The sequence below is a fragment of the Leisingera aquaemixtae genome, assembly GCF_001458395.1.
Classification (GTDB): Bacteria; Pseudomonadota; Alphaproteobacteria; order Rhodobacterales; family Rhodobacteraceae; genus Leisingera; species Leisingera aquaemixtae.
In genome coordinates, this window is the sequence record NZ_CYSR01000003.1 from 1 (window position 1) to 20,590 (window position 20,590).

At 60.7% G+C, this 20,590-nt stretch carries 16 protein-coding genes and 1 tRNA gene; 8 read left to right on the forward strand and 9 right to left on the reverse strand.

The window, feature by feature from the left end; translation table 11 throughout:
* Positions 1 to 737 precede the first annotated feature (737 nt).
* Positions 738 to 1,118, reverse strand: a complete 381-nt coding sequence (locus tag PHA8399_RS01745) for a VOC family protein (RefSeq protein ID WP_058284499.1) — start codon at positions 1,116 to 1,118, stop codon at positions 738 to 740.
* A gap of 39 nt (positions 1,119 to 1,157) precedes the next feature.
* Between PHA8399_RS01745 and PHA8399_RS21765 the strand changes: the two genes are divergently transcribed.
* Positions 1,158 to 1,700 carry a winged helix-turn-helix transcriptional regulator gene (locus tag PHA8399_RS21765; protein ID WP_082649420.1) on the forward strand — a complete coding sequence of 181 codons (543 nt, stop codon included), beginning with the start codon at positions 1,158 to 1,160 and terminating at the stop codon, positions 1,698 to 1,700.
* A 772-nt stretch (positions 1,701 to 2,472) separates the two neighbouring features.
* Here the strand turns inward: PHA8399_RS21765 and PHA8399_RS01750 are convergent.
* Positions 2,473 to 2,868, reverse strand: a complete 396-nt coding sequence (locus PHA8399_RS01750; protein WP_058284500.1) for a DUF2726 domain-containing protein — start codon at positions 2,866 to 2,868, stop codon at positions 2,473 to 2,475.
* Between the two features lie 313 nt (positions 2,869 to 3,181).
* On the opposite strand from PHA8399_RS01750, the gene PHA8399_RS01755 reads away from it, so the two are divergent.
* The 3 genes from PHA8399_RS01755 (at position 3,182) to PHA8399_RS21770 (ending at position 6,293) form a co-directional block, all read left to right on the forward strand.
* A complete protein-coding gene (locus tag PHA8399_RS01755) occupies positions 3,182 to 4,048 on the forward strand; it encodes a hypothetical protein (protein ID WP_058284501.1) in 867 nt (288 codons plus the stop codon).
* The gene (locus PHA8399_RS01760) at positions 4,032 to 5,297 is read left to right on the forward strand and encodes a hypothetical protein (RefSeq protein ID WP_058284502.1); all 1,266 of its coding nucleotides are present in this window, start codon (positions 4,032 to 4,034) and stop codon (positions 5,295 to 5,297) included. Before PHA8399_RS01755 ends, PHA8399_RS01760 begins: the two co-directional genes overlap by 17 nt.
* A gap of 342 nt (positions 5,298 to 5,639) precedes the next feature.
* Positions 5,640 to 6,293, forward strand: coding sequence for a glutathione S-transferase family protein (locus PHA8399_RS21770; protein WP_082649422.1), 654 nt, complete (start codon positions 5,640 to 5,642; stop codon positions 6,291 to 6,293).
* A 463-nt stretch (positions 6,294 to 6,756) separates the two neighbouring features.
* Here PHA8399_RS21770 and PHA8399_RS01770 read toward each other — a convergent pair.
* Positions 6,757 to 6,833 (reverse strand) — tRNA-Arg (locus PHA8399_RS01770).
* Between the two features lie 265 nt (positions 6,834 to 7,098).
* On the opposite strand from PHA8399_RS01770, the gene PHA8399_RS01775 reads away from it, so the two are divergent.
* Positions 7,099 to 7,749: a GNAT family N-acetyltransferase gene (locus PHA8399_RS01775; protein ID WP_058284504.1), complete on the forward strand. Its 651-nt coding sequence runs from the start codon at positions 7,099 to 7,101 to the stop codon at positions 7,747 to 7,749.
* A gap of 49 nt (positions 7,750 to 7,798) precedes the next feature.
* The gene (locus PHA8399_RS01780; RefSeq protein WP_058284505.1) at positions 7,799 to 9,568 is read left to right on the forward strand and encodes an adenylate/guanylate cyclase domain-containing protein; all 1,770 of its coding nucleotides are present in this window, start codon (positions 7,799 to 7,801) and stop codon (positions 9,566 to 9,568) included.
* An 89-nt stretch (positions 9,569 to 9,657) separates the two neighbouring features.
* Here the strand turns inward: PHA8399_RS01780 and PHA8399_RS01785 are convergent, their stop codons facing one another.
* From PHA8399_RS01785 to torT, 5 genes are all read right to left on the reverse strand, one after another.
* On the reverse strand, positions 9,658 to 10,512 hold the full coding sequence (locus tag PHA8399_RS01785; protein WP_058284517.1) for a pentapeptide repeat-containing protein: 855 nt from the start codon (positions 10,510 to 10,512) through the stop codon (positions 9,658 to 9,660).
* 147 nt (positions 10,513 to 10,659) lie between these two features.
* Entirely contained in the window at positions 10,660 to 11,958 is a 1,299-nt protein-coding gene (locus PHA8399_RS01790) for a gluzincin family metallopeptidase (RefSeq protein ID WP_058284506.1), read from the reverse strand.
* A 41-nt stretch (positions 11,959 to 11,999) separates the two neighbouring features.
* Positions 12,000 to 13,346: a TfuA-like protein gene (locus PHA8399_RS01795; protein WP_058284507.1), complete on the reverse strand. Its 1,347-nt coding sequence runs from the start codon at positions 13,344 to 13,346 to the stop codon at positions 12,000 to 12,002.
* Complete coding sequence (locus PHA8399_RS01800; protein ID WP_058284508.1) at positions 13,343 to 14,548, reverse strand: YcaO-like family protein; 1,206 nt, start codon at positions 14,546 to 14,548, stop codon at positions 13,343 to 13,345. Before PHA8399_RS01800 ends, PHA8399_RS01795 begins: the two co-directional genes overlap by 4 nt.
* 143 nt (positions 14,549 to 14,691) lie before the next feature.
* Positions 14,692 to 15,744: a TMAO reductase system periplasmic protein TorT gene (torT, locus tag PHA8399_RS01805; RefSeq protein WP_058284509.1), complete on the reverse strand. Its 1,053-nt coding sequence runs from the start codon at positions 15,742 to 15,744 to the stop codon at positions 14,692 to 14,694.
* A 92-nt stretch (positions 15,745 to 15,836) separates the two neighbouring features.
* On the opposite strand from torT, the gene PHA8399_RS01810 reads away from it, so the two are divergent.
* Positions 15,837 to 18,764 (forward strand): response regulator, encoded by a 2,928-nt coding sequence (locus PHA8399_RS01810; RefSeq protein ID WP_058284510.1) that lies wholly within the window; start codon positions 15,837 to 15,839, stop codon positions 18,762 to 18,764.
* Here PHA8399_RS01810 and PHA8399_RS01815 read toward each other — a convergent pair.
* Positions 18,745 to 19,437, reverse strand: coding sequence for a response regulator (locus PHA8399_RS01815; RefSeq protein WP_058284518.1), 693 nt, complete (start codon positions 19,435 to 19,437; stop codon positions 18,745 to 18,747). The genes PHA8399_RS01810 and PHA8399_RS01815 overlap by 20 nt on opposite strands.
* A 187-nt stretch (positions 19,438 to 19,624) precedes the next feature.
* Here PHA8399_RS01815 and PHA8399_RS01820 point away from each other — a divergent pair, with 187 nt between their 5' ends.
* Complete coding sequence (locus PHA8399_RS01820; protein WP_058284511.1) at positions 19,625 to 20,572, forward strand: ABC transporter substrate-binding protein; 948 nt, start codon at positions 19,625 to 19,627, stop codon at positions 20,570 to 20,572.
* Positions 20,573 to 20,590: the final 18 nt, after the last annotated feature.

Sequence of the window (20,590 nt, forward strand, 5' to 3'; positions counted from 1 at the left end):
TTTATCAGCGTCCGTCGTCAGAGATTTTGGGCCAGTTGCGCCTTCAACAAGAGACAGTAGAAATCCGCGCGGGGCGCGCGGATTGCATATCCCAGGAGTCGCGGCAGGGCATCAACGGGCTGCGCCCGCTCCCCCCTGCCCCGGCATTTTCCGTTTGATTGGTCCGCCTGCCATCCGGCCGGCACACTGAACACGGGTTCTGATGTGGCTTGCGCGTCAGCCTCCACGGAGAAACCCGGTTCCTCCCGCACCAGGCGCGGGCCCCTCCCAATTTCACCGCTACGGCGCATCCTATCATTTCGCGGGTGTCAGATCACCGTCCGGCCGCAGTCCGGAAGACACGAGGTCTTCCGAAGTGAAAATCAGGGAAGGCTTCGCCACTGGCGGAACAGGAGGCGCGAGCGAGGATTTTGGAGACACGAAAAAGGAAAGGGTCTGCCGCAAGTGGCAAAACTATGTGTCGCCCGACAAGAAGTGTCGGGCGACACATAGTGTCTCCCTTTTAGGGAACTTGACTGATTGATTTTAAAGGGAAATATTTTCATCCGAAGCAGCAAAGTTACCTTTAGCGACTCATAGATTTACCTTCGTATGAAGCAGACATTCATGCAGCGCGCGGCGAAACCGGGCTTCGAGCCCGGTTTAACCGATGCTGCTAAGGTTTTAACCGGCAGCTATTGGAAAACCACTTTGCGACTGGAGCGCGCACGCTCCAGAGACGATAAGAAACCTAAGCGTTACCCAGCTCCTCCGGTCAAATCCTCAGCAAGCATCAGGGCGTTGCCGTCGGGGTCGTAGAATGTTGCGGTCTTGACCATGCCCTCGACGACATCCGTTTCGCCATCAAATCTGACCTTGGCCTGTTCCAGTTTCTGCCGAGCAGAATCCAAATCCGAGACTCCGAAGACTGGTACGCAATTGCCGGGCGCGGGCTTGGTGTGTTCGCCAAGGCCAATGGCGACACCGGGGGTGTTCGTCTGAAGCTCGGACCAGCCCGCATCATCAGCATGGTAGAGCAGTTCAAATCCCAACATGGCCTCGTACCACTTCGCGCTCGCATGGCGATCCTTGACCGGCATTGCGATGGTGATGGTGTGGTCTACAGAAACAAGTGACATGTGCTTTCCCTATGAATAAAAATATACTAACTATACTTTATGGACATTGAATTGCTTGTCAACATCACTTCAAGGGCTTGGGCAATGCCCATACTGTCGAGCCTGCATTCAGGTATCGCAGGGCGGCAAGCTCCGCTACTGGCTGCGACCGGCGCAAGCAGGACCGCCTTTGCGCAAAGTATGGACCATTTGATCGAATTGGGCCTGATTGAACGAAACCCTGGCCACGGTCATCCGCTGCGCCCGGAATTCCGGCTCACACAGCTGGGGGGGGCGGCCGCGGCCATCGCCAATAGGATCCACGGTGTTTCTGCAGAGGAAGACAGGCCCCTACTGCGCCGGTCATGGACTTTGCCGGTTCTGACATCGCTCCACACACCGAGCCATTTCAGCGGCATCAAGCGAAACCTGCCAACGATAACAGACCGGGCGTTGTCGCAGTCATTGAAATCAATGGAAGCAAGGAACTGGGTGTGCCGCTGCGTAGATGGAGCCGCCCGCCCACCCAAGTCTATCTATAGCGCGGTGAACAAGGGTGGCCTGATAAGTCAGGTCACTGCACCTGAAATCAACTTCCCTTAGCAGAACCGGCCGTTCGCAACAAAATGACGGAAGTCCGGTAGGTCCGCGACCTGTAAATTGCCTCATGGAGCGGTAATGGCTCCTGCTGAGGGCATTCTGCCCCTTAATAACGGGACCGTTGATAAGGAACGATCCCTTTTGCTGGAGCAGGACTTGACTGTCTGGCCGGGGCAACTGCGCCTTCTGTAAGAGACAGTAGAAATCCGCGCGGGGCGCGCGGATTGCATATCCCAGGAGTCGGGACAGGGCATCGACGGGCTGCGCCCGCTCCTCCCTGCCCCGGCATTTTCTGTTTGATTGGTCCGCCTGCCATCCGGCCGGCACTCTGAACACGGGTTCTGATGTAGCTCGCGCGTCAGCCTCCATGGAGAAATCCGGTTCCTCCCGCGCCAGGCGCGGGCCCCTCCCAATTTCACCGCTCCGGCGCATCCTGTCATTTCGCGGGTGTCAGATCACCGTCCGGCCGCAGTCCGGGCTGGGACCACCCTGCTTTGCCCTCCGAAAGACACGAGGTCTTTCGAAGTCAAAATCTGGGAAAGCTTCGCCATTGGCGGAACAGGAGGCGCGAGCGGGGATATTGGAGACACGAAAAAGGAAAGGGTCTGCCGCAAATGGCAAAACTATGTGTCGCCCGACAAGAAGTGTCAAACGTCAGACAAATCTGACTCGATGTAGACGATTTTCTGGGGCATATCGCCTGCATCCGTCAGGCATTTCCACCCCAAGCGCCAAGCAATTCTGACCCACTGCGAGATCTGATAGGCAGCCATTTTCATTCGCCGGCCTGGGCAGGTTCCTCTGGCTGCGGGTTTACGATATTTTGGACAACAGCTCTGAGCCCTTCCACTTCAACAAAGGGGGGAAGCTCGACAAGGTAGATGCCAGCTTCTGAACAGGCCTCCCGTTTTATCCGGTCACTGTTTTCAGCCCGTCGCGCGCTCTGATTGGTTGAACCAAAATGCCCATTGCCCTGGTACTCGAATACCGCGGCGACTTGGAGAGACGGGTTCAAAACTACGAAGTCCGCTCGCTTTGAGTTGATTGACATGTATCTGTTCCTGCTTTTGTTCCGCAGAAATGCGCCATAGGAAACTTGTGTCATGATGTGCCAGCGCGCCGGAAACTGTCTTCTCAGGGTATTGAAGACAAACCTCTCAGGTTTGTTCATGATGGAGCGTTTCTCAAAGCTCGGCGCGAAGAACCTTGATTTCTTGCAGCCGAATAACAGCAAGGCGATCCCGGAGGTCAATATCAGTATTACAATCGGGTTTTGAAACATATCAGTGAGCTACTGCCTATCAGAGTAAATTCAATCTAGAAGTGTGATGTTGTTCGCTAGCATATCCTGCTAATCGAGGTGCGGTAGCTAAACGTAGTAAGCGAACTCTGCACATGGTTGAAGCGAGTAGCTGCTAGCCAACTCTCTTGCACGCAACCATGATTCAGTTACCATTCAACCGGGCACATTCAAGGGTATCAATTTGGCCAATTTCCAAAGCCGATCGACTGAGTTCACGGACAACACGCATAGGAGCTTGAGGCGCCTGGTCGTTGTTGATGCTTGGTTTCAACGCTCCGTTGAGAACCCGCGCCGCTTTACGTTGCACGCGGATGTCAGCTTCAATATCGAACGCCTCGGAGGTGGAAAGGAGACTGCCGTAACCTTCAAGGTCGGGGTCAGACAGTGTGAAATCGTGTTCGTCCGTCCGCTAGATGGTTTTTCAGTGGATCGCTCCAGCGTTCGCCGTCAAAAGCCCCTGGGCCCCCAAGAAGTTGCGCGAAAGAAGCAGAAGAAAGCCTCCGCAAGTGTCCGCTCCAAGCTTAGCCTTTCGCGGAAGCCCTCCCTCGCGGCTGACGCCGAAGCCGATGTAAGCGCGAGTTCCGAGCATTCGACCACTTACATGCACTCCAAGAGCTTCTACAACGAGCAGTTCACTCGCTCCCGGGATGGCCACGACGCATGGAGCGTAAATGGTGAAGAACTGGGGGGCTGCCTCAACGGTCCAGTTTTTGACGTACAAACGGAGCCCCGCTTGACGTTGATCGACATACGAGACGAGGAACGACGCTTGCGCGAGGAGGCAAATGAAATGACACCCACCTCCCGCATAGAGGTGCGATGCCTGCGCGAAGACATCGACATCCATGAGATCAAACTGAAGGACGAAGACAAAGAGGGGCGGTTGTTCGGAAAACCGGGTCACCGAGAGCGTTTACAGATTGCCCGAGGCGTTCTTCGTGAAGCGCTTCTGGCAGAAGGGCTGGCCGTCGGCCAACTCCTTAATGATCCCTATGCGGAAATGACGATTTGCGATGCGACAATCCCAATCCTTGATCAAAGCTCTTGAAGCCGTCGCGGAGGTTCTAACCTCTGAGAGCCGCGACCTGAAGGAACTCGCGAACAAAGCGGCCACGACCTCGGGAATCCCCGCCGAAAGGATTCTCATGAACGTCGATCTGACGGGAATTGACCTCTCAGGACAGCGGATCGACTACTTGACGGACAAGGGGGCTGACTATCATGCTGCGTACCTTTCAGCCGAGCAACGCGCAAAATTTCAGAAAGGTGAGCGTAAGCTTCGAACGCGCCTGATGCGCAGGAAGATCCGGTCTATGCGCGTCGATATGATCTCGGACTTTGTTGAGACATTCGAGGCCCAGTTTTCTCCCCTCGGTGATGGGAAACGAAAACAGATTCTCGACGATCAATTGCTGAAGCATATACTGCTCTCTCCCTTGGTCACGGACTATCCTTCGGATAAACCGCTCGATGAACGTTACACACAGCGTGTTCTCGTAAGATTGGCGCCTTTTGCCGTTAAGGCGAACTTAGAATTCTTTAAAGAACTGTTCCGCCTCCTGGGGGACCTTCAATGTGAAATCGGTGAAATTGCTCATTCATTGATCATGGATGACTACTTAGCAAAATATGGGGATGCAGTTGGTGACTTGATCGGGCAACTGCAGCCTAACGCTGCGTTGGATGCGCATTGGATAAACGCGAAACCCTTGAAAAAACCCTTGATCAATGAGGCGAAACGCAAGAAACACAAAAACCGGGTTGTTCTTCTCGACCAATTCGTAAATCGAGCCAAGCAGATCAACAGCCACAGAGCCATCCATCCAAGCGCGATCGAGGAAACGCTGGATTGCCTCAGTGATGCTTTGGACGGGTTGCGCTTCATTGAGACAGTCGACTTTAATTGCACAGCAGATGAGGCCGAGCGTATCGCTCTCCGTATCGTCAAAGGTGATTGGCCAGCGTCGCGCACTCGTCTAGTTCTGGAAGCCGAGGTGCCCCCGAAGGTGCGCGGCGCTTTGTTCCGGCAGATCATGCACCAGGGGAACGTGGAACGGACCTTGGAAATGCTTAGATGGCTCAACAATAATCGAGGGGCTGTTGGAGCGCTCTCTCTTGAGGACGCACTCAGTCGGATCAATAGCTTTGCCGCCCTTTTCGACTTCGCCTCAGATGTTTACATGGACCTCGCAGCGAACCAGATGAACGTTTTGCGTCGGGCCCTTGATCGAACGGCAATGAACTCTTCACAGCGAGCAAAGGTGCGGCGACTACTACCCGAAGTGGGCGAAACTTAATCGCCCATTGACTGCTCAGTTGCTTCGCTTCGGAAGAGTATCATTTTTGCCGATCCCGTTGTCGGAGGTCGATCGCATCGCCATCTGGGCGGAACCAGAACAGCACACCCTCTCTGTGGGCCAAATGCTGCGGAAAATTGGGCCATGCCGCAAGTTCGCCGCGCGGAGCGTGAATGACTGAGGTTGAAACAGGGGCCGTTTACCTGGTTGGGTTTGGACTGGCAGGGAGCGGACTGAACTGCCATTCAATCTCGTGGGTTGAGTGTCGGCTAATCGGAAACCAATCTTCCGAGTGCTGCACGGCTCTTTTAATTGACACACCGTGCGGCTACTGTTTTGAGCATGGCGACCCCAATCATTCTCCGAGGCTACAAATACAGCGTTTATAATCGCATCGTGCGCGTGGTATTACACGAGAAGGATGTCCCCTATGAAACGGAAGAAATCGATCCGTTCCAGACCATGGTTCCCAAAAACTATCTGAGGCGGCATCCGTTTGGCCGCGTCCCGGTCCTTAGCCACGGCAACTTTGACGTCTATGAGACGGCTGCAATCTGTCGCTATATCGAGGCTGCATTCGATAGTCCCTGCCTGCTTCCGACAGAAGAGAAGGCTTTAGCGCGGGTCGCTCAAGTTGTTTCGATTATTGATAGTTACGGCTATCGGCCGATGGTGCGGCAAGTGTTTGCTCACCGGGTTTTTCGCCCATCAGTCGGTGAAACCAGTGACGAAATCGAGATAGCAGACGGCCTGAAGGCATCGCTTCCAGTTTTGGGTGCCATTAATGCTTTGGCATCGGAAGGCTACGTTCTTGATGGTGAAGCCATTACTCTGGCGGATTGTCATCTGGCACCGATGGTCGCTTATTTTGTGCAAGCGGCAGAAGGTGCGAGCGCATTGGAGACTCATTCGGCTCTTGCGGACTGGTGGAGAACCTTCTCAAGGCGACCGGCTATCTTGGAGACTGATCCGGGCCTGCCATCACGCCAAGCTTGAGTGCTGCTCAAAAGCCGCCATTAACACATCTTGCAGCATCAGTGCCTTCGGGCTCTTCGGTAGCTTTCGCTGCATTTCTGAAGAACGGCTGAAACAGTGGCAGGATGAACCTGCCGCCTTTTTTTGTTGGGCCAGCGGGATTTGGACAAGCCAAACGCCCCTGGCCGTCAGGGTGAGGGCGCCGCCCTCCCCCTCGGGCAATCCTATTAGACAGGGCCGTGTCCTCGGCTGCGCCTGCGGGCCGCACCAACCCTGTCGAATAGCATTGCCTCGCCCCCTCCCGCGTTCGCCACGTGGCAGATCAGCAGGAACAGGCGGCTTCGCCGACTGAACCTGCAAATCAGCCCTGATTTTCCGGAAGGAAGTCAGATCAAACGTAACAGACCACGCGAGCCGAACACGGGAATTGGGTTAGCAATCTGACAGAAAGGTCAGTTTTGCTTGGCATTCAACAAGAAGGAAGTGGCGGACCGAGGAGGATTCGAACCCCCGACCCCTTGATTCGTAGTCAAGTACTCTATCCAGCTGAGCTATCGGTCCACTGCGGCGGGGTTTATCCATAGCATCGCACAGGCGCAACCCCAAAAGACGGCTGTAACCGTTTTTCTTCACCCGCCCCAACTGGGGTAAAGGCCTGCTAGCTGCCGGGCCGCTCCGCCGCACGTCCGGAAGGCCGCCCTTGTGCCGCGGCTTCCATCATCCCCCAAGCCAGCGCGGAAGTGTGGTATAAATCAGCAGCTGCGCCTTTTCCGGCCAGGGTTGGCACCCGGAGAGGCATGTGTTGCAAAGCGAAAGGGGGCGGCGGATGCCGAACCGGAATTCAGCAGGTTTTCAGCTCAGGCCGCTGGAAACAGAGGACCTCGCCACAGCCGCAGGCTGGCTTCAAAACATTGCCGACATGGCCCGTTTCGACCGCTCCACCCGCGTGCCGCTCAACGCGGCGGGGCTTGAGCAGGCATGGGAGCTTTTCGGCGATACAAAGCCAAATGCCAGCAAATGCTGGTTTGCGCTCACCACGGACTCCGGTCAGCTGTGCGGCATCACCGGCTTGGAGAGCATCTCTGCGGTGAACCGTGATGCGGTGGCTGCCATGTTCATCGAAGAATCCAGGCGCGGGCGGGGCGTTGGAATTCGTGCCCTGGCCCTGCTTCTGGACTTTGCCTTCCGGCAGATCGGGCTAAATCGCGTTACATCGTACTATCGGGCCGACAACACCCGCAGCGAGCAAATGACAGCGCGTGCCGGCTTTGCAACCGAAGGCAGGATGCGGGCCGCATGGTTTGCAGAAGGCCGGTTTTTTGACATGATCACTGTCGGCCTCCTGCGGGAGGAGTGGGACGCCAGCCGCGAAGCGCTGGCGCAGGAACTCGGTGCCAGCCCGCGTGTCAGTTTCCGCGGCGCAGAAGCCGCCGGCTGGGCTTGGCCGCCCGGCCCGGCGGCCCCGCCAGACGGATGAGGGGCGGCACCGGCGGCCTCAGCCCGCACTCACAGGAGGAGGACAGCTTGTGAGCGGCCACAATGAGACAACAACGGTCCGGCGCCAGCTTGGTGCGGTGCTGTTTGCCGATGTTGTTGGCTATGCCCGGCTGATGGGCAATGATGAGATCGACACTTACAGCGCCCTCAAATCCCTGCTGGAACAGCTTGAAACGGCCTGTCAGGCGCATGACGGGCGCGTGGTCGCTGTCCGGGGCGACGGCGTTTTGGCGCTGTTCGAGACGGCCACCAATGCCGTCGAGTTTGGCGTTGAGCTGCACCGCATAGCAGAACAGAGCAACCGAGCGCGGCCGGAAGACCAGCATCTCCGGTTCCGGGCCGGGGTGCATCTGGGCGAAATCCTGGTCGATGACCGCGGCATCCACGGCGATAATGTGAATATTGCCGCACGGCTGCAGGAAATCGCCGAGCCGGGCCGGGTCTTCGTCAGCGCCTCGGTCTATGAGCAGATCCGCAACCGGCTGCGCTTCGGGTTTGAATTCCTCGGTCCGCAGATGCTCAAGAACATCGCCGAGCCGGTCGCGGCCTATTGCGTCCGCAGCGAGGTTGCGGGCGCAACAATGGCGGCAACCCGCCGCCCGGAGGCACTGCACGCACACCGCCCGCCGCCCGGCATCCCTTCGGTTGCCGTGCTGCCCTTTACCAGCCTGGGGGGAGAGCCGTCCGACAGCTGGTTTGCCGACGGGCTGACAGAGGACATCATCCTGAACCTGTCCAAGTTCAAGAACCTCTTCGTCATTGCCCGCAATTCCTCCTTTTTCTTCAAAGCCAGCACCAAGCCGCCGCAGGAGGCTGCACGGGAGCTTGGGGTGCGCTATGTCGCCCGCGGCAGCGTCCGGCGGGCCGCTGCCCGCGTCCGGATTGCCGTCGAGCTGATCGACGCGGAAACCGGGCGTACCATCTGGGGCGAACGGTACGACCGCAACATCGACGATATTTTCGCCATCCAGGACGAGGTGACCGACGCCATCGTTGCCGCCACAGCGGTGCTGATTGAGGCCCAGGAGCGCAAGCGGATGGCACAGACGGCGCCTGCCGATCTGGCCGCTTACGGCTATGTCCTGCGCGGCCAGCAGTATATCTTCCGCTATACCAGACAGGACAACCGCGAAGCGCAGACCCTGTACGAGCGTGCGCTGGCGCGCGACCAGGACTATGCCCGGGCCTCTGCCGCGATCTCCCGGACCATGAATATCGATTGGCGCTATTCCTGGGCCAAGGACGCCGAGCATGCGCTGGATACGGCGCTGTCATTTGCGCAGCGGGCGGTGGAGCTGGATCCCACCGACGCCCGCGGATTTGGCGAGCTTGGCTTTGTGCATCTGTACCGCAAGGAGCATGATGCAGCGATCGGCGCCTACCGGCGCGCGCTGGCGCTGAACCCCAATGATGCGGACCTGCTGTCGGATTACGCCGATGCGCTGGCCCATTCCGGCGACAATCAGGCCGCGATCGGAAACCTGCAGCAGGCCATGCGGCTCAACCCCTATTTTCCGGACCAGTACCTGTGGCACCTGGGCGGCGCTTATTACAATCTCAAGCAATATGATGCGGTGATCGACACGCTGACGAAGATGAACAACCCGACCGAGGGACAGCGCATACTTGCGGCCAGCTATGCGCAGCTGGGGGACATGGACCAAGCCCGCAATATGGCGGCCAGGCACCGCGAGGCGCATCCGAATTTCTCGCTGGACCGCTGGGCCAAGGTGCAGCCCGACCGGCTGGAAGAAGACACCCAGCACTTTGTTGAAGGGTTGAAGAAGGCGGGGTTCTGACAAGGTTTACTTGACAGCCGGTTACGGCCGCCCTGGCGAGGCGCACTCCGCAGCGCTCGTCTGCATCACCCGCTCAACGGAAAACGGGGTCAGTCGCCTGACCCGCGGGCCTTGGCACCGCTGACCTTGGCACCGCTGACTTTTGCCCCGCTGACTTTGGCGCCGCTCACCTTGGCCCCGCTGACCTTGGCACCGCTCACCTTTGCACCGCTGATATCCGGGCCGCCCCCGCCAAAGTAGACATCCAGCAGCACCTGTTCCAGCATACCGGTCATCACGTCCATGCGGATCGAATAGTCGGCCTTGTCATAATCCCAGACCCGGATGTCGTTTGCGATCTGGTACTCCGCTGAGGCAACCCCGGTCAGGGAAGGATCCAAAGGGGCACGGGCAGCCTGATCCGCAGGCTTGTTGGTATTTGTCGCACTTTCACCATCGCCATGCACCAGGAAGATTACGGGTTCCGGCAGTTCAAAATACGTGCCTTCGTAGGCGAACCCGTAGATACGCGCGAGTCTTGCATCATCACTCAGCTGATCAGCCAGCAGGTTGTTTCGGCCCCGGCTTCTTTGCTGCCGTTTTCCGGCCCGGGTAAACTCCTGCTGTCCCGCGTCGTAATTGCCAACCTGCCTCCACAGTCCCTGGCGGGGTCCGTGGGCAATCTCGACTATGGTTCCCTTCGGGAACTGCTGCTGATTTTCCCAGGGGTTATTGTCGCCATCCCCAACTTGATAGAGGCCGTTTTGCCCCTTGTTGTTCTGCGCCATCACCAGGATCTTGTCACCCGGCGCGAGCGTTTCACCGTTGACCGACGTGCCGCTCAGGTTCTGCACATTGTTGACCGTGCCAACGATAGCCCCGGCGAATTTGGGGACTATTTTGATGTCTTCGACCAGACGTCCAAATAACAGCACTTCAGAAAAACTCAGTAAGGATTCGGCCACCGTGCACACTCCCGTGGCTATGGAAACAACACCAGAAGATCTTTTCGCATTGCCGCGGGCGCAATCGGCGCCACTCAATTTTCCGGAAAAGTCCCCCTGAGGGTGAAACTAGCACAAAAAGGATGGAATTTACAGCCATTGGGCCAATCATTCATCCGGCACCCGCGTCCGCACCGAATGCGCGTGGCTGTCTTCATCCGCTTCGGCCAGCCGCGGCCCGGCCTCAACCAAGCCAATTCCGCGCATTCTGAAGTTGCCAGCGATAATTGATTCAAAGGCGCCTCCGGTTGTTTCGCGGTCCACCGCCAGCAGCGCCTCCCCCACCGCCGCATAAGTGAGGGTTTCCGCCTCCAGCATGCTCCAGGCCGCCGCCAGATAGGCGCCCAGGAAATCGCGCGCCTCCAGAAGAGCGACGCGGAACCCTTCAGGATCAAGCGCATAGCGCGCATTAAACAGCTCCTGCATCACATCGCTGTAATAGGGGCTTTCCTCCAGATGGTCGGACAGATCCTCCATTTCCGGCGTGATCAGATCATGCACCAGCAGCCGCTCGTGGAAGATGTCGACCAGAATATCGAACATTGCACCGGTCAGGGGCTCGGACAGCGCATGCTCGCTGCTCCAGCCCCGCGCAAATTCCTGCAATGTTCGGGTATTGGCCGCCATCCGGATCTGTGCATTTCCGGCAAGCTCGGCAAACCGGTTCAGCTGGTTGAAGGTGTAAAGATTGCCGCTGGTGCTTTCCAGCAGCTCTTCGACCACAGAGCCGAAATGCAGCGAGGCGATCAGCGCCACCATATCCGCTGCCGATTCATGAAAGCCGTAATATTCTCCCGGCACATCCTCAGACACGGGCATTCCGACAACGCTGTAGATGATGGCATGGCCGACCTCATGCGCGACAACGTCAAAATTCAGGCTGTAGGCGCGGTACTCGCCGCCATGTTCGCTGGTGCCGCCGGTTTCCAGAAAGCCCCAGCCGATATGGGCGTTGTCCAGGCTGGGCAGCAGCGACAGCTCCAGCCGGTCATAGTCACGGGCGAAATGCCAGAGAATGGGATGCCCGAAGTATTCCTCCCACACATCCAGGGTGAAATGGGCCGAGGCGAACAGATGCACCGCCTCGAAACCGGGGTCGGACGGCAGGATATGGAGGAAGTGGCCGTCTTCATCCGGTTCCGGCGGCGGTTGAACCTCACCATGCCAAGGCGGCAGATACATGCCTGGCCCGGACGGTCCCGGCACGATTGCCCCAAAGGGTATGGTCTTGCCCGCCGGGTTGACCACATACATCCGCGGCCCCGACGGTCCTGGCCCCAATGAGCCGGGCGGCGCGGAAATCTCGACCAGCTCCAGCGCCGGTTCCGCCATCCGGAACGGGGATTGCGGAAACAGCAGAAATCGCGTCCCCGGCGCTTCCTGCGCCACATCATAAGGGTCGTCCATACGGTCCTCCCGGTCTGCGGAGGCCTCGCCGCTTGCCCTGCCTAGTTCCGGCCTTCTGGTGCCAGCCGTGTTTTGCGCCCTTGATGATACATGAACTCGCGCCGGATAAGCTCATAGAATTCGTCCCGGCTGCGGCAGCCAATGGCCTCCAGATAGTCATCCAGCCTATCCGGGACGTCCCGCTGCAGCAGCTCTTCAAAGTACCATAACGTCAGCGGCAGCCGTTCCTGCTCTGTCACCGGCTTGGCCGGCTGCTCCTGCGCCGCCAGATACCGCTCCTTTGACGCAGCCCGCGATTTCAAACGCGTATACACACCCGCCTGGCGCAGTTCGGCCAGCAGATGCGGGGCGAGCTGGCCGTTCAAACTGCCTGCCACGGTCCCGGCAAGGGCCGTTTCACCCAGCCAGCCCTCATAGTCAGCCGCGGACAGCCCGTTGTCATCCAGCCATTTGCGCAGGCTGCTGCTGCTGAACAGGCCCAGCGCCTTGCGATGCGCCGACATCTGCCCCGCAAGCGCTGCACGTTTCACCGTGCGGCCGCTCTTGCCGGCTTCCTGCAAGCTCAGATGGCGCAGCATGGCGCGGGTGCGGACCCCCTCATAGTGGTCCGGGTCCAGCCTCAGCTCATCCAGGACCCGCCGGTCTTCCGCTTGCAACAGATGCGCCTCCGCCTCGATACGCCGTACCAGGGTCTGCCAGGCAAGCGTCCGCTCGACTTTCAAAGGCGGCGCTGGCACGGGACCTCGCTCCCCCTTCAGATAAGCCGCCATCACCGCCAGCATTTCCCGCGCATCGTCCCGCTTGGCATCCACCCGCCCGGATTTGAGCCAAGTCCTGAAGCCCTCGCACCAGGGCGCAGCCTGGAAATCCGCCAGGATCAATTCCCAGACCCTATGCTGATAAAACCGCGCCTTGGCGGCGTTCAGCACTGCAGCCGCCTGATCCGCCTCCAGAACCGCCTCGCCTTGCGCCCGCGCAACCGTGGCCCGGATCGACACCATCGGCTCACTTAGCGGTGCAAACCCCAGCTCTGCCGGGCTGTGCAGCACCGCGACCTCATCGTCGTCGATCAGCGCGCCAGACGCGTAGGCTTCATAAATACAGCCGGCGCCGACCATTCCAAAAGCAGACAGCTCAGCCGCCCGCAACGCCCCCATGCTGGCACTGCCGAACACCGCGATTCCCTGCTCCAGCGCCCACAGGATTTCCTTGTGCCAGACGGAGGGCACACCTTGAAAGTATCCGTCAATCAGCCCGATGGCCTTGGCGCCCTGCCGGGCGGCCCTGTAGATGTCGCCCTGACCCGCCGGGGGCAGAACCGTTGCCTCGAAATAGGCCTGCACCTCTTCTGCCCGGATGGTCGGGCCGGCAAACACAACCGCTGTCATGGCAGGGCCTCTCCGGCCGCGTGTGCCCGCGGACCGGGGATGTAATCCGGATCGTCATGCGGCGCCTCCAGCCCCGGGATCACCGCACGCACCACAGCAACCCCCAGACCCGGACGCGACAGGTCGACCGCCAAGGCCTGGCCCATGCCGGCCCCCGCCAGCTTGCCCAACAGCCAGGACAAATCCTCCTCAAAGGAGGGCGAGGAATAATCCGGGCAATCCTCGAAGCGGGCGGTTGCCGGCGAGCGCTCCAGCAGCCCGCGGACATATTGCGTGCGCCCGGCCGATGCCTGCGGCGTGAACTCCTCCGGCTCCAGGTCGTCGCGGGCGCCAGAGATATAGGTCAGCCGGGTCTGTGCCGCCTCTGTCAGCGCCCGCAGCAGGGCAATGCCCCGGTCCGGATGGCAGCCGCTGCCGATCCCGATGTGCCCGGGCCGGGCGCCGTCCTCGCAGATCATGCAATGAAACGCGGCCACGCCGATGTCAGAGGTGATGTTCCAGATCCCCGCCCGCAAACCTGCCGCCTCAAACCGCTCCAGCGCTTCGCGGCAGCGCGGGTCCGCAATTGCCGCGGGATCGATCCGCGGGCCTGGCGACGCGTGGTGCCACAGGGAGATCGCATCCCGTTCGATCAGTTCGCAGATGGCGTGGCACGTGGCCTCTGCCAGGCTGTTGCCTGAGGCGAGCCCGTTGGTCGTGCGCGGAAAGGCCCCCTGCCCGCCGCAAGGCCGCGCGGTATAGTCTGTGTCGACCATTTCAAGCGGCAGCCAGTGCGGCTGCCCTGAGACCAGATCCACCCCCTCCACCCACAGCATCCGGCCATGGGGATTGAAACTGCCGCCTGTGACTTGCGGCAGGCGCTCAACATCGGCGACCAGAACCTCTTGCCGCAGGTCCGCATAACTGGCCGCCCGCAGCGGCCGCGTGATCCGTTCGGCGTGCCAGGTCTCGACCGCCTCCATCACACCAGAGGCCTGCGCCGCCTCCAGCGTCAGCCCCTTGCCCAGCGCCACGGCAACAGAGCGGGAATTGGGCCGCGTCACCATCACGGTGGGCAACCCGACCCGGTCCAGGCCTGTCAGGTTGGCAATGCGGGTGATGCCCATCTCAGCAAGATGCGGCCTGACGGATGCCAGCGTCTGCGCCGGATCGCACAGCCGGTGTGTGTCCAGAACATATCCCTTTTGCTGTGCCTTGGGCATGGGTCAGGCCTCACTGTCATGACCGCTGCGGATGGGCTTCCGGCCGCAGCTTGGCGGCCCGCACGCGTTGGGCAAGGATGCTGGATCGCGCGCCTTCGGTCAACAAAACAGCCCAGCCAGCCGCTTGGCCGCCAAAGGGCACGTCACTGGTGCGGCTGAAAATCGAACACCGGCACAAAACTTGCCGGCGCCAGGGATTGCTCCAGGACGCCGGAGCTGAGGCTGTTCTGATCGAATATCTGGATCTTGGGGCCTGCATGTTTGATATGCAGCTTTCCCTCGATGGCCCGCACCGCCATTTCGATCGCCAGCCGCCCCTGCAGCACTGGAAGATCTGTCGGCGCTGCAATGATGCGGCCGCGTATAACCCCGCGATAGACCGCATGGGTCATGTAATCCGAAACCACCTGCACCCTGCCCTGCATCCCGCGTGCGCGCAGGACTGAGACGGCTGCTTCGGCTGCCGGTGCAGAACCGGCGATGTAATCGAGATCCTGGGCCTCATCCAGCGCCTCCTCAACCAGACGCACCTGAATTTCCCGGCCGGTGTCGCCGTATTTCGTCACAGCAACCACCGCAGAGCTGTCCTCCAGCGCCGCGCGAAAGCCCTGTTCCACAAATTTCACCCAGCCCGCTTGCTCCGGGCCCGGGAACCAGGCCACTTTCACGGGCGCGGTGCCCTTGGGGTGGCGTGCAGCGATGACCCGTCCTGCCACGGCCCCCATCTCGGACCAGGACACCCCCACCTTGGCGGTGACCCCGGCATCGGCGATATCATTCACCGCCGCAATTACCGGAACCGTCTGCGAAATCCGCTTTACCGCGCCGGTGAGCCCGCCGAAGGACACCGTGCCAAGGATCAGCGCATCCGCACCGGCTGCCACACAGTCCTCCGCCTGACGGATCTGACGCTGCAAGTTGGGATACCCGCCGGCCTCGACCAGCTGGAAAGAGACGCCCAGCCGGTCCGCTTCGGCCACCATCCCGTAATTGACGCTCAGCCAGTAGGCATCCTTCAAGTGCGGATAGGCGACACACAGCCGCCAGGCATGAGAGGCCTTGTCCAGCGGGCGGTAGTCCGCGCCATCGTAGCCGCTGTCATAATCGAACGGCGTCCGGGGCACCTGCAGGCGCCAGGTTTCCGCAGCCGCCGGTGCGCAAAACGCTGCAAGGACAAACAACCAGACTGCGTGCATGAAACCCCCTTCCTGCCGACGACGATAGGCAGCGGGAGGTAAAAGGGAAATTCAAAATTGCACCGGAGGCGAATGCGCGCGAAAGTCCGGGGATGTTCAGAAAGCTCGGCCTCGGCGGTAAATTGAGCCTCGCATTCATCGTCATTGCGGGCCTGCCAACCCTTGCGGGCATCCTGGGCCTGGTCGAGCTGAGGACGCTGGCACACCGCCAGGCAGATGTGATCAGCCAGACCATTCCCGCCATTGCCGAGGTGCGCGGCATGGCCGAAGAAAGCACCCGCATCATCGCTATTGCACCTGAGCTGGCCGCTGTCAGCTCTCAGGCTGAACGGGAGAACCGCGCCCGCTTCCTGGCGGGTCAGGTGGAGGCCCTGACCCGGCGGCTCGACGCGCTGGCGCAGGCCGGGGGGCCGGGCTCGGGACGGCTGCGGGCGACAGTCGATGATGCCGCCCGGGTGCTGCCCCTGTTGAACAACCTTGTTGAGTCCCGCATCTCGCTGCGCGAGGAGTTCAAGCTGCTGGCAGAACGTAACCTGACGGCTGCGAACGACTTGCTCAGCATGGCCGATACCCTGGTCGCCAATGCAGAGATGGGCACCACAGCGGTGATCTCCAGCCTCTACGGGCCCGGCGCGTCTCCGATAGAGGAGCAAGCCCGCACCGACACCCTGGACAAGCTGATCGAAGTCGACCTGTTCCAGCTGGGCCTGATGTTCGAGCTGCGGTCGCAAACTGCGGAAATCGGGCTGCTGATCAACCGGATCGAAGACGCTGGCAGCGAAACCGAGCTGGGTGAGATTGAGGCTTCGCTGACCAGCCGCCTGCGGATCGTCTCGCGCCGGATCAAGGCCATTCGCGACCCGGGCCGCCGCCAGCAGGCCGAAGGCCATGCCGCGCAGCTGCAAAGTGTTTCAGACAGTCAAACAGGGCTTTTCGTGCTGCGGGACCGGATTCTCGCCACCGAGCACCGCATTACTGCGCTCAAGCAGGAGCTTCAGAATACTGCGTTGCGCCTTGGCGACGAAGCCGCTGCCGTCGCCGATCAGGCGCAGGCGCGGGCAATCCGTTCGGGCAGCGCCGCCGCGTTGGAGGTGCGGCGGGCGCAGCTGCGCAACGGCTTTGCCGCTGCCGCCGGCTTTGTGCTGTCGCTGGCGGTGCTGTGGTTTTATGTGCGCGGCAGCATCACCCGCCGCCTCAACAGGCTTGCCGGCACCATGGCGGCGCTGATGCGCGGCCAGCTGGACCATCCGGTGCGGCCCCTCGGGCAGGATGAAATTGCCCGCATGGAAGGCGCCGTCGAGGTCTTCCGCCAGCAGGCCATCGAAAAGCTGGAACTGGAACGGGTGCGCGACCGCAACGAGCAGGAGCTCAGGGAACACCGCAACAACCTGCAAACCCTGGTGAATGAGCAGACCGAGCGTTTGCAGGAAGAGGTCGAAGCCCATGACGAGGCCCGCCGGAAGGCCGAAGCCGCTGACCAGGCAAAGTCTGAATTCCTCGCCATGATGAGTCACGAAATCCGCACACCGATGAATGGTGTGCTGGGGATGCTGCGCAGTCTGTCGGACGACGGCCTGCCGCCCCGCCAGATGGAACGGCTGCGGGCGGCGCTGACCTCTGGCCAGAACCTTTTGAAAATCCTGAACGACATCCTGGACTACTCCAAGATCGAAAGCGGTGCGCTGAAGCCAGAGATCACGACCTTTTCCTTGTGCGAACTGGTGACTGACATTGTCGTGCTGCTGCGGCCCGGCGCCAATGCCAAGGGCGTCCACCTCTGGCTCGACGCGCCAGAAGATCTGCCCGGGGTGGTGCAAGGTGACGCTGCCAAGCTGCGCCAGATCCTGTTCAACCTCCTGTCCAACGCCCTGAAATTCACCAATGACGGCGAAGTCATCCTGCGTGTCCGTTCCAATGGGGAAACCGGCGGGCACCACCGGCTGGCCTTTGAGGTCAGCGACACCGGCCGTGGCATCTCTGATGCGGCCAAGCGCAGGGTGTTCGAGGCCTTCGAACAGGAAGACACTGACACGGCCCGCAAGTTCGGCGGCACCGGTCTGGGGCTTGCGATCAGCAGGCATTTCGCCGAGGCCATCGGCGCCCGGCTGTCGCTGGAAAGCACCAAGGGCGTGGGCTCCGTTTTCACTCTCGCCCTGGAACTGCCCCCCGGCAACCCGGCTGACCTGGCACCGGAGGAACCGCCTGCCGCTGCCGCACGGGCTGACCGCTCCTTGTCTGTTCTGGTGGTAGAGGACAATGAAATCAACCAGATGGTCGCCCGGAGCTATCTGGAGCGTATGGGCCACAGCTGCCAATGCGCTGGCAGCGCCGAGGAGGCGCTGGATCTGTTGCCCGGCCTCCCGTTTGACCTTGTGCTGATGGATGTGAACCTGCCCGGCATCAGCGGAACCGAGGCCACCCGCCGCTTGCGGGCTTCGCCCGATCCGCGGCTCGCCAAGCTGCCGGTTATCGGCATTTCGGCCCATGTTCAGGAGGAACAGATCGAAACCCATCTGCAGGCCGGAATGAACGGCTTTGTCGCCAAGCCAGTGTCACCCGAACGCCTGGCAAAAGCGCTGGACAGTGTCATGCGCGGCCATGAAGGAGCGGTCTATCTGTCCGCACGGCACGCAGACCCTGACCAGGTGGACCGCTTTGCCAGCCTACGGCAGCAAATGGAGGAAAACACTCAGGACCTCGGCGCGGCGCAAGCGCTGAGCATTGCGCGGCTGTTTGAACGCGAACTGCCACAAAGCCTGGCCCGCATGCGCTCTGCGCTGGAAGCCCGTGATCTGGCAGCCCTGGCGAAAGACGCGCACCGCGCCAAGGGGGCGGCCGGCGCCTTCGGCCAGCTGTCGCTGGAAGCCCTTCTGTCAGACCTTGAGACACGGGCCGGAAACGGCGACCTGTCCGGAGCCAAGGATCAGCTGGACGCATTGAACCGGCTGGCGCCGCAAGTCTTGGATGCCTTGGAAGCTATCCTGCGCGGCTGCGAAGATCTCAGGCCAAAGGCGCCGTGAACACATAGCCCTCGCCATGAACGGTCGTGATCAGCCGCGGGTTGGCCGGATCGTCTTCCAGCTTGCCGCGCAGGCGCCGGATCAGAACATCCACCGTGCGCGGGCTGCCGCCGTACTGCCGGTGGGTGACCCGGTTCATCAGGGCATCGCGCGACGCGACCTCGCCCGCCCGGCTGACCAGCATATCCAGCACTTCGAACTCGGCCCGGGTCAGCGGGATGCTGCCGCCCCCAGCGGTCTGCAAATGCCGCGCCGCCACATCGAATTGGAACTTGCCGAACTTGTAGATGCGCCGGGACAGACGCCGGATATCCTCTGTCCGCCGCAGCAGATTCTTGAGCCGCGCGAGCAATTCGCGCCGGTTAAACGGCTTGCAGACGTAATCGTCCGCACCAAGCTCTAGTCCCACAATCCGGTCGATCTCATCATCGCGGCCGGTTACCAGAATGATCCCCATCTCGGACTTGGCACGCTGCTCGCGTGTGATCTGCAGCCCGTCCTTGCCCGGCAGGTTGATATCGACCAGCAGCAGATCAACCTCCTGCTCCTCAAGAATTTTCTCCGCCTCTGCAGCGGTTTCTGCCTGCGAAACAGCATATCCCTGCGCATCCAGATAGCTGGCGAGGGTGGCCCGCGTGACCGGCTCGTCCTCGATGATCAGAATATGCGCCATGACTGCGGTGCCCTTCACAGAACTTTCCCACCGGTTAACAAATTTTAACAAAACACGCCAGCCTGTTCATCCCGCCGGGCTGACCTGTTCACATCCGCGCCCTAGCCTCCCTCCCCGAAAGCCAGGCTTTCAGACCGAAAAAGGCTCAGGCCATCAGGACCCGGGCCGCGACAACAGGGAGACACACATGAAATACCGGCAATATCTATTGGCCAGCGCAGCGGCCATTGCCATGGCGGCCCAGATGGCGATGGCAGAGGACTCCCCCGACCCGATCATAATCCCGGTCCACAACTGGTCCAGCCAGATCGTGATGAGCCACGTTGTCGGCCAGATCTTCGAATCGATGGGCAACAATGTCGAATATGTCTCGACCGACAGCCAGGCGGTTTATGAATCGGTGCGCCTGGGCGACGTCACGCTGGAGCTGGAGGTCTGGGAAGGCGCCTTTGGCAAATCCTTCAACGAGGCGCTGGCCAAGGGCGGCCTGCATGACGCTGGCGACCACAACGCCGTCACCCGCGAGGACTGGTGGTATCCGGCCTGGACCAAGGAGGCCTGCCCCGGCCTGCCGGACTGGAAAGCGCTCAACGGCTGCGCCGCCATCTTTGCCACGCCCGAGACCGGCGACAAGGGCCGCTTTCTGGGCGGCCCCGTCGACTGGCTCAAGCATGACGCAGAGCGGGTTGAGGCGCTGGACATGAACTTCACCGTGGTGAATGCTGGCTCGGCATCGGCGCTCTGGGCCGAAGTGGCCGCGGCGGAGAAAACCAAGCGGCCGGTGGTGATCTTCAACTGGACCCCGAACTTTGCCGAGGCCGTTTGGCCGGGCGAGTTTGTCGAGTTTCCGGCCTGGGAAGACGGCTGTGACAAGGACCCGTCCGTCGGCCCGAACCCCGACGCCACCTACGACTGCGGCAACCCGGCGAACGGCTATCTGAAGAAGGCCGCCTGGGACGGCATGAAGGACAAGTGGCCCGCAGCCTATGAGACGCTGACCCAGATCAGCTTCACAAACCCGCAGATCGCCGAGATGGCCAAGCTGGTCGACATCGACGAGATGGAACCGGAGGACGCGGCGGCCGAGTGGCTGGAGGCCCATGAGGACCTCTGGAAGCCCTGGACCGGTTCCTGATTTCTGCACGTCCCGCCA

Excerpts from the sequence above, each read along its gene's own strand:
- PHA8399_RS21770 (WP_082649422.1), top strand. The coding sequence starts at position 5,640 with ATGGCGACCCCAATCATTCTCCGAGGCTACAAATACAGCGTTTATAAT.
- PHA8399_RS01800 (WP_058284508.1), bottom strand. The coding sequence starts at position 14,548 with ATGCCCAAGGCACAGCAAAAGGGATATGTTCTGGACACACACCGGCTG.
- PHA8399_RS01815 (WP_058284518.1), bottom strand. The coding sequence starts at position 19,437 with ATGGCGCATATTCTGATCATCGAGGACGAGCCGGTCACGCGGGCCACC.
- PHA8399_RS01795 (WP_058284507.1), bottom strand. The coding sequence starts at position 13,346 with ATGACAGCGGTTGTGTTTGCCGGCCCGACCATCCGGGCAGAAGAGGTG.
- torT (WP_058284509.1), bottom strand. The coding sequence starts at position 15,744 with ATGCACGCAGTCTGGTTGTTTGTCCTTGCAGCGTTTTGCGCACCGGCG.
- PHA8399_RS01750 (WP_058284500.1), bottom strand. The coding sequence starts at position 2,868 with ATGAACAAACCTGAGAGGTTTGTCTTCAATACCCTGAGAAGACAGTTT.
- PHA8399_RS01745 (WP_058284499.1), bottom strand. The coding sequence starts at position 1,118 with ATGTCACTTGTTTCTGTAGACCACACCATCACCATCGCAATGCCGGTC.
- PHA8399_RS21765 (WP_082649420.1), top strand. The coding sequence starts at position 1,158 with ATGGACATTGAATTGCTTGTCAACATCACTTCAAGGGCTTGGGCAATG.
- PHA8399_RS01810 (WP_058284510.1), top strand. The coding sequence starts at position 15,837 with ATGTTCAGAAAGCTCGGCCTCGGCGGTAAATTGAGCCTCGCATTCATC.
- PHA8399_RS01790 (WP_058284506.1), bottom strand. The coding sequence starts at position 11,958 with ATGGACGACCCTTATGATGTGGCGCAGGAAGCGCCGGGGACGCGATTT.
- PHA8399_RS01775 (WP_058284504.1), top strand. The coding sequence starts at position 7,099 with ATGCCGAACCGGAATTCAGCAGGTTTTCAGCTCAGGCCGCTGGAAACA.
- PHA8399_RS01820 (WP_058284511.1), top strand. The coding sequence starts at position 19,625 with ATGAAATACCGGCAATATCTATTGGCCAGCGCAGCGGCCATTGCCATG.